Source organism: Streptomyces sp. NPDC032745 (assembly GCF_055579465.1).
The window spans coordinates 1-5,508 of the sequence record NZ_JBVING010000036.1 but is presented as its reverse complement, the minus strand read 5'-3'; the positions used below and the strand labels follow the sequence as shown (position 1 = coordinate 5,508).

Annotated in this window: 2 protein-coding genes; both read right to left on the bottom strand. The window is 70.7% G+C overall.

Annotation, left to right across the window (positions count from 1 at the left end; genetic code table 11):
• Window positions 1-333, bottom strand: a 333-nt coding sequence (locus tag ACZ5WG_RS40725) for a condensation domain-containing protein (RefSeq protein WP_468729692.1), incomplete at its 3' end; no start/stop codon positions are given.
• Window positions 330-5,450 (bottom strand): amino acid adenylation domain-containing protein, encoded by a 5,121-nt coding sequence (locus ACZ5WG_RS40720; RefSeq protein WP_468729693.1) that lies wholly within the window; start codon window positions 5,448-5,450, stop codon window positions 330-332. The genes ACZ5WG_RS40725 and ACZ5WG_RS40720, both read right to left, overlap by 4 nt.
• Between the last annotated feature and the right edge of the window lie 58 nt (window positions 5,451-5,508).

Below are 5,508 nucleotides of genomic sequence, written 5' to 3'. Positions count from 1 at the left end.
AAAACCACGCCCCCGATCCCCCCGCAAAACCTCCGCCAACCCCACCTCATCCGCCACCTCACACTCCCACCAATCCACCACCACATCCCGCGGCAGGACTTGGATCGGGTCTCCCCCGTCCCGGAACCAGAAGAATGCGGTGAGGTTGCGGTGCCGGTGCAGCAGTGCCTCGATCGAGGCTTTGAGGAGGGGTACGTCGGGCTCGCCCTCGAACCCGAAGGCCAACTGCACGGTGTAGACGTCGTCCTCCCGCTCGCCGAGGAGGTGGTGGAAGAGCAGCCCCTCCTGCAGCGGGGTCAGCGGCAGGACTCCTGCGATCGCGGGCGCGGTCATCGGCCGGCCTCCATCTCCGCGGCGAGGCGGTCCAGTTCGGCCGGAGTCAGGCTCACCATCCCGGGTACCGCCGCCTCGGAGGCGGCAGCGTTCCTGGTGGCCATCCGGTGGAGGGTGTCGAGCCAGGCGGCCACGAGGCCGTCCACCTCTCCCTCACCCAGGACACCGGCGGGCCAGGTCACGGTCGCGGTCAGCTCCGGCCCGTCGGGGCCGTACAGTGCCACCACGTTGATCTCCAAGGCAGAGGTCATCGGCCTTTCGACATGGCCGACGCTGCGGAGGCCTTCGGCCTCCGGGGCGGTCCCCCAGGCCGCTGGTTCCCCGCCCGGACCACCCATCCGGCCTAGGTAGTTGAAGCGCACCTGAGGTGCGGGTGCGGCCGCCAGGGAAGCCCTCTCCTCCGGTGTTCCGTACCAGCGCAGCAGGCCGTACCCGATGCCGTTCGACGGGAGTTCGGCGAGCCGGCGCTCCACCTCACGGATCCCCGCCGTTCCGGCGTCGGGGTCGGAGCCGGGACCGACGTCCGGGCCGAGGTCGAGGTCGAGGTGTACGGGGTACATGCTGGTGAACCAGCCCACCGTCCGCGACAGATCCACCCCCGGCAGCACCGCCTCACGACCGTGCCCCTCCAACTCCACCACCAACGACCGCCCACCCGGCCGACCCGAAACCCGCCGCCAGTCCCCCACCCCCAACACCAACGCCGCCAACAACGCCTCCTGAGTACCGGACGCGAGCAGGGCTTCGGCTTCCGCGCCCGCGGCCAACCGGACCCGGCGGGATCGTGCGGTACGGGTGGTGTCCCGGGCGGGGTCGACGGGACGGCCACCCAATCGGGCATCCGGGAAGCCCGCCATCCGTTGCCAGAGCGGGAGTTGGGAGCGCACCTCGGGCGTCTTCGCCAGCGAGGGGAGCTCGTGCGCCCAGTGCCTGAACGAAGTGCCGACCGCTTCGGGACGTGCTTCCGGATCCGCCCAGCATCCCGCGAGGTCGTCCAGCAGGATCCGCCACGACACGCCGTCCACCACCAGGTGGTGCAGGACGAGGAGCAGCCGGCCGGTGCGGGAGTGGCCCGGATCGAACCACACGGCCCGGACCATCACCCCGTCCTGCGGGGAGAGTTCGCTCCATGCCCGGCGGAGTTCCTCGGCGATCAGCTCCTCCAGTTCGCTCCCGGTCCTGTCCCGTGCGTCCACCCGCCGGACGCAGCGCCTGGCGTCGACGGCCCCGCGCGGCAGCACACGCAGTACCGGCTCCTGCGCATCCGGTGTGACGACCAACCGGGTGCGGAGCAGGTCGTGATGGTCCAGCAGCGCCCCCACCAGCGCCCGCAGGCGGATGTGGTCCAGCTCGGCGGGCGATTCGAGCAGCACGGACTGCGCCACGGTGTCGATGGGCGCCCCGAGTTCGAGCAGCCCCCTCATGACAGGGGTCGGCGGCAGATCACCGACCGCGTCGTCGGTGCCGACGACGTCCTCCCCACCGGCCGGCTCGCCGACGGCCGCGGCGAGTCCCGCCACCGTCTTGTGCAGGAACACGTCCCGGGGTCCGAGCGGGATGTTCGCCTTGCGGGCCCGCCCGATGAGCTGGATCGACAGAATGCTGTCGCCGCCGAGGGTGAAGAACGATTCGTCCCCACCGGGGGGTTCGGGCAGGCCGAGGACCTCGGCGAAGAGTGCGGCCAACTTGCTCTCCAGAGCGGTTCGCACCGTGCCGCCGGCGCGGGTACCGAACACGGGCGCCGGCAGCGCCCGGTGGTCGAGCTTGCCGTGTGCGCTCACCGGCAACCGGTCGAGCAGGACGATCGCCGCGGGCACCATGTAGTCCGGCAGCGAGCGTGCCAGGTGGGTCCGCAGCTGCTCCGTGTCGAGGACCGCGCCGGGCGCGGGAACGGCGTACGCCACCAGCCGCCGGTCCCCCGGGTGGTCCTCGCGCACCACGGTGACCGCCTGGGCGACGCCCGCAGCGAGGCGGAGCGCACTGCTGACCTCAGCGGGTTCGATGCGGAACCCGCGCAGCTTGACCTGATCGTCCACCCGGGACAGGTACTCCAGGTCTCCCTCCGCCTTCCAGCGCACCAAGTCGCCGGTCCGGTACATGCGTCCGCCCGGCCCGGTGTACGGGCAGGCTACAAAGCGGTCCGCAGTGAGGTCCGGGCGTCCCAGGTAGCCGCGGGCCAGACCCGCCCCCGCCACGTACAGTTCGCCGGCGACCCCGGGCGGGACGGGTCGCAGCCAGGCGTCCAGGACGTAGACGGAAGCATTGACGACGGGCGTGCCGATCGGCGGAGTGCCATGCCCGTCGAGGGGAGCGCTCATGGTCGCGCACACCGTGGTTTCCGTCGGTCCGTACGCGTTGACCATGACCCGGTCGGTGGCCCAGCGCCCGGCGAGCTCGGGCGGGCAGGCCTCGCCCGCCGTCACCAGGGTCAGCCCGGCCGGAAGGCTGCCTTCCGCCAGTCCCGCGAGGACCACCGGGGGCAGGGTCGCGTGGGTCACGCCCGACTTCGCGACGAGACGGACCAGTTCTTCCCCAGCAACCGTCCCGCTGTCGGGTACGACGAGGGTGGCCCCGGTCAGCAGGCCCATGCACACCTCCCAGAGGGACGCGTCGAAACCCGAGGAGGCGAACTGGAGGACCCGACTGGTGGGACCGACCGCCAGGGCGTCCTGTTGGGAGCGGACCATCGAGGCGATTCCGGCGTGCGGCACGGTGACGCCCTTGGGCACTCCCGTGGACCCCGAAGTGAAGATGACGTAAGCCGAGTTGGCGGGCAGCGGCGGGGAGAGCCGCACATCCTCCGTCGCCTCCACCGGCTCCGGCTCGTCGATCCGGCAGAGCCGGATGCCCAGGGGGAGCACCCCGGCCGCCGGGCCGTCGGTGACCGTGACGACCGGCTCGGCCTCCTTCAGGATCCTCCCGATGCGCTCTTTGGGGTAGGTCGGGTCGACGGGGAGGTACACGCCACCCGCCTTCATGACCCCGACCAATGCCACCAGCCACTGTGTGGACCGGGGGAGCGCGACGGCGACGACCTGTTCACGGCCGACACCCAGCCGGGTCAGGCGCTGTGCGAACCGGCCGGAAAGCAGGTCCAGTTCGGCATAGGACAATTCGTCGGCCCCGGACACGACGGCGGTTGCCTGCGGAGCCCGTGCGACGCGTCGCGCGAACAGCTCGGGCAGGGTCTCGGGTGCCAGGTCGACCGTGGTGTCGTTCCGGACGGTCAACAGGTCGTGCCGCTGCGCACCGTCCATGATCTCCAGGGTGCTCAGCGGAGCTTCCGGATCGGCCACGGCCGCCCGCAGGAGACGCACGTACTGCTCGGCCATTCCTTCGATCGTGGTGCGGTCGAACAGGTCGGTGCGGTACTCGAAGAAGCAGTCGATGCCGCTGTGCGCCCGCTCTCCCCGCTCGTCTTCGGCGAGGCTGAGCGTCAGGTCGAACTTGGAGCCGCCGCCACCGGGGTTCAGGGACTCGGCCGTGACTCCGGGGAGGTCCAGATCGACGCGGGCGTTGTTGTGAAAGGTCAGCATGACCTGGAACACGGGGTGGTGGGCCGCCGAACGCTCCGGATCGAGTACGTCCACCAGCTGCTCGAACGGGACGTCCTGGTGGGCGTACGCCTCCAGGTCCACGGACCTTACCCGGGCCAGGAGTTCACCGAATCCGGGGTTTCCGGAGGTGTCGGTGCGCAGGACGACGGTATTGAGGAAGTAGCCCACCAAGCCGTCGAGCGCTTCGTCTGACCGGCCCGCCACCGGAGAACCGATGGGAATGTCCGCACCGGCCCCGAGCTTGGTCAGCAGCGCGGCGAATCCGGCGTGCACCACCATGAACAGGCTCGACTGGGTCTGCCGGGCCAATCCGGCCAGCGCGGCATGGAGGTCGGCCTCCAGCCGGAACGGAACGGTCTGCCCGGCCGAGTCGGCCACGGGCGGACGCGGCCGGTCGGTGGGGAGGTCCAACTGTTCGGGCAGACCCTCGAGGGTCCGGCGCCAGAAGACGGTCTGCTCGGCCATGGCACTGGTGGCATCGCTCTCGGAACCGAGGACCTCCCGCTGCCAGTACACAAAATCACCGTACGTAACGGCGAGTTCGGGCAGCTCCGCCGGCCGCCCCCGGAGCCGCGCCCGGTAGGCCGACGAGAAGTCACGCGCCAGGGGTGCCATGGACCAGCCGTCAGCGGCGAGGTGGTGGAAGGCGAGCACGAGCACGTGATCGTCGTCGGCGACGGTGAGCAGGGTCGCACGCAGCGGCGCTTCCGCACTCAGGTCGAAGCCGTGCCCGGCCAGCTCGGCGACACGGCCCGGCAGGTCCTCCACCGTGGTCTGCTCCGTGAACAGCCCGACATCGGCGTGGTCCGGGTCCAGCACGACCTGGTACGGCTGACCGTCGTCCTCGGGGAAGACGGTGCGCAGCGGCTCGTGGCGCGCGACGACATCACGCAGCGCGGCATCGAGGGCCGCCACGTCCAATCGGCCGCGCAGCCGGAGCGCCATCGGCATGTTGTACAGCGCCGAAGCCCCGTCCAGCCGGCTGAGAAACCACAGGCCCCGCTGCCCGTACGACAACGGGAGACGGTCCATCGTACGGGCCGAACTGCGGGAGGTGACCGGAATCCGCGCGGTCGCGGGCCTCAGGTGCCGGGCGAGACCGGCGGGCGTGGGGGTTTCGAAGACCTGCCGGACAGAGAGCTGGGCGCACAGAACCGTCCGGATCCGGCTGAGTAGCCTGATGGCGAGGAGTGAGTGCCCGCCCAGGTCGAAGAAGTCGTCGTCGATGCCGACCTCGGGTACGCCCAGGACGTCGGCGAACAACCCGCACAGGATCTCTTCCGGGAGAGAGGCGTTCCTGCGGGCGGGAACCAGAGCGGTGGTGTCGGCCGGGGTGGGGAGTGCGTTGCGGTCGAGTTTGCCGTGGGGTGTCAGCGGCAGGGCATCCAGGACCACGACGGCGGAGGGGACCATGTACTCCGGCAGGACCTCCGCCACATGGCCCCGGATGCGGGCGGGATCCACATCACCCACGACGTAGGCGACCAGACGCTTGTCTCCCGGCCGGTCCTCCCGCACCACAGCCGCCGCAGCCACCACCAACGGGTGGGAGGACAACACCGATTGGACCTCGCCCAGCTCGATACGGAAACCCCGCACCTTCACCTGGTCATCAGCC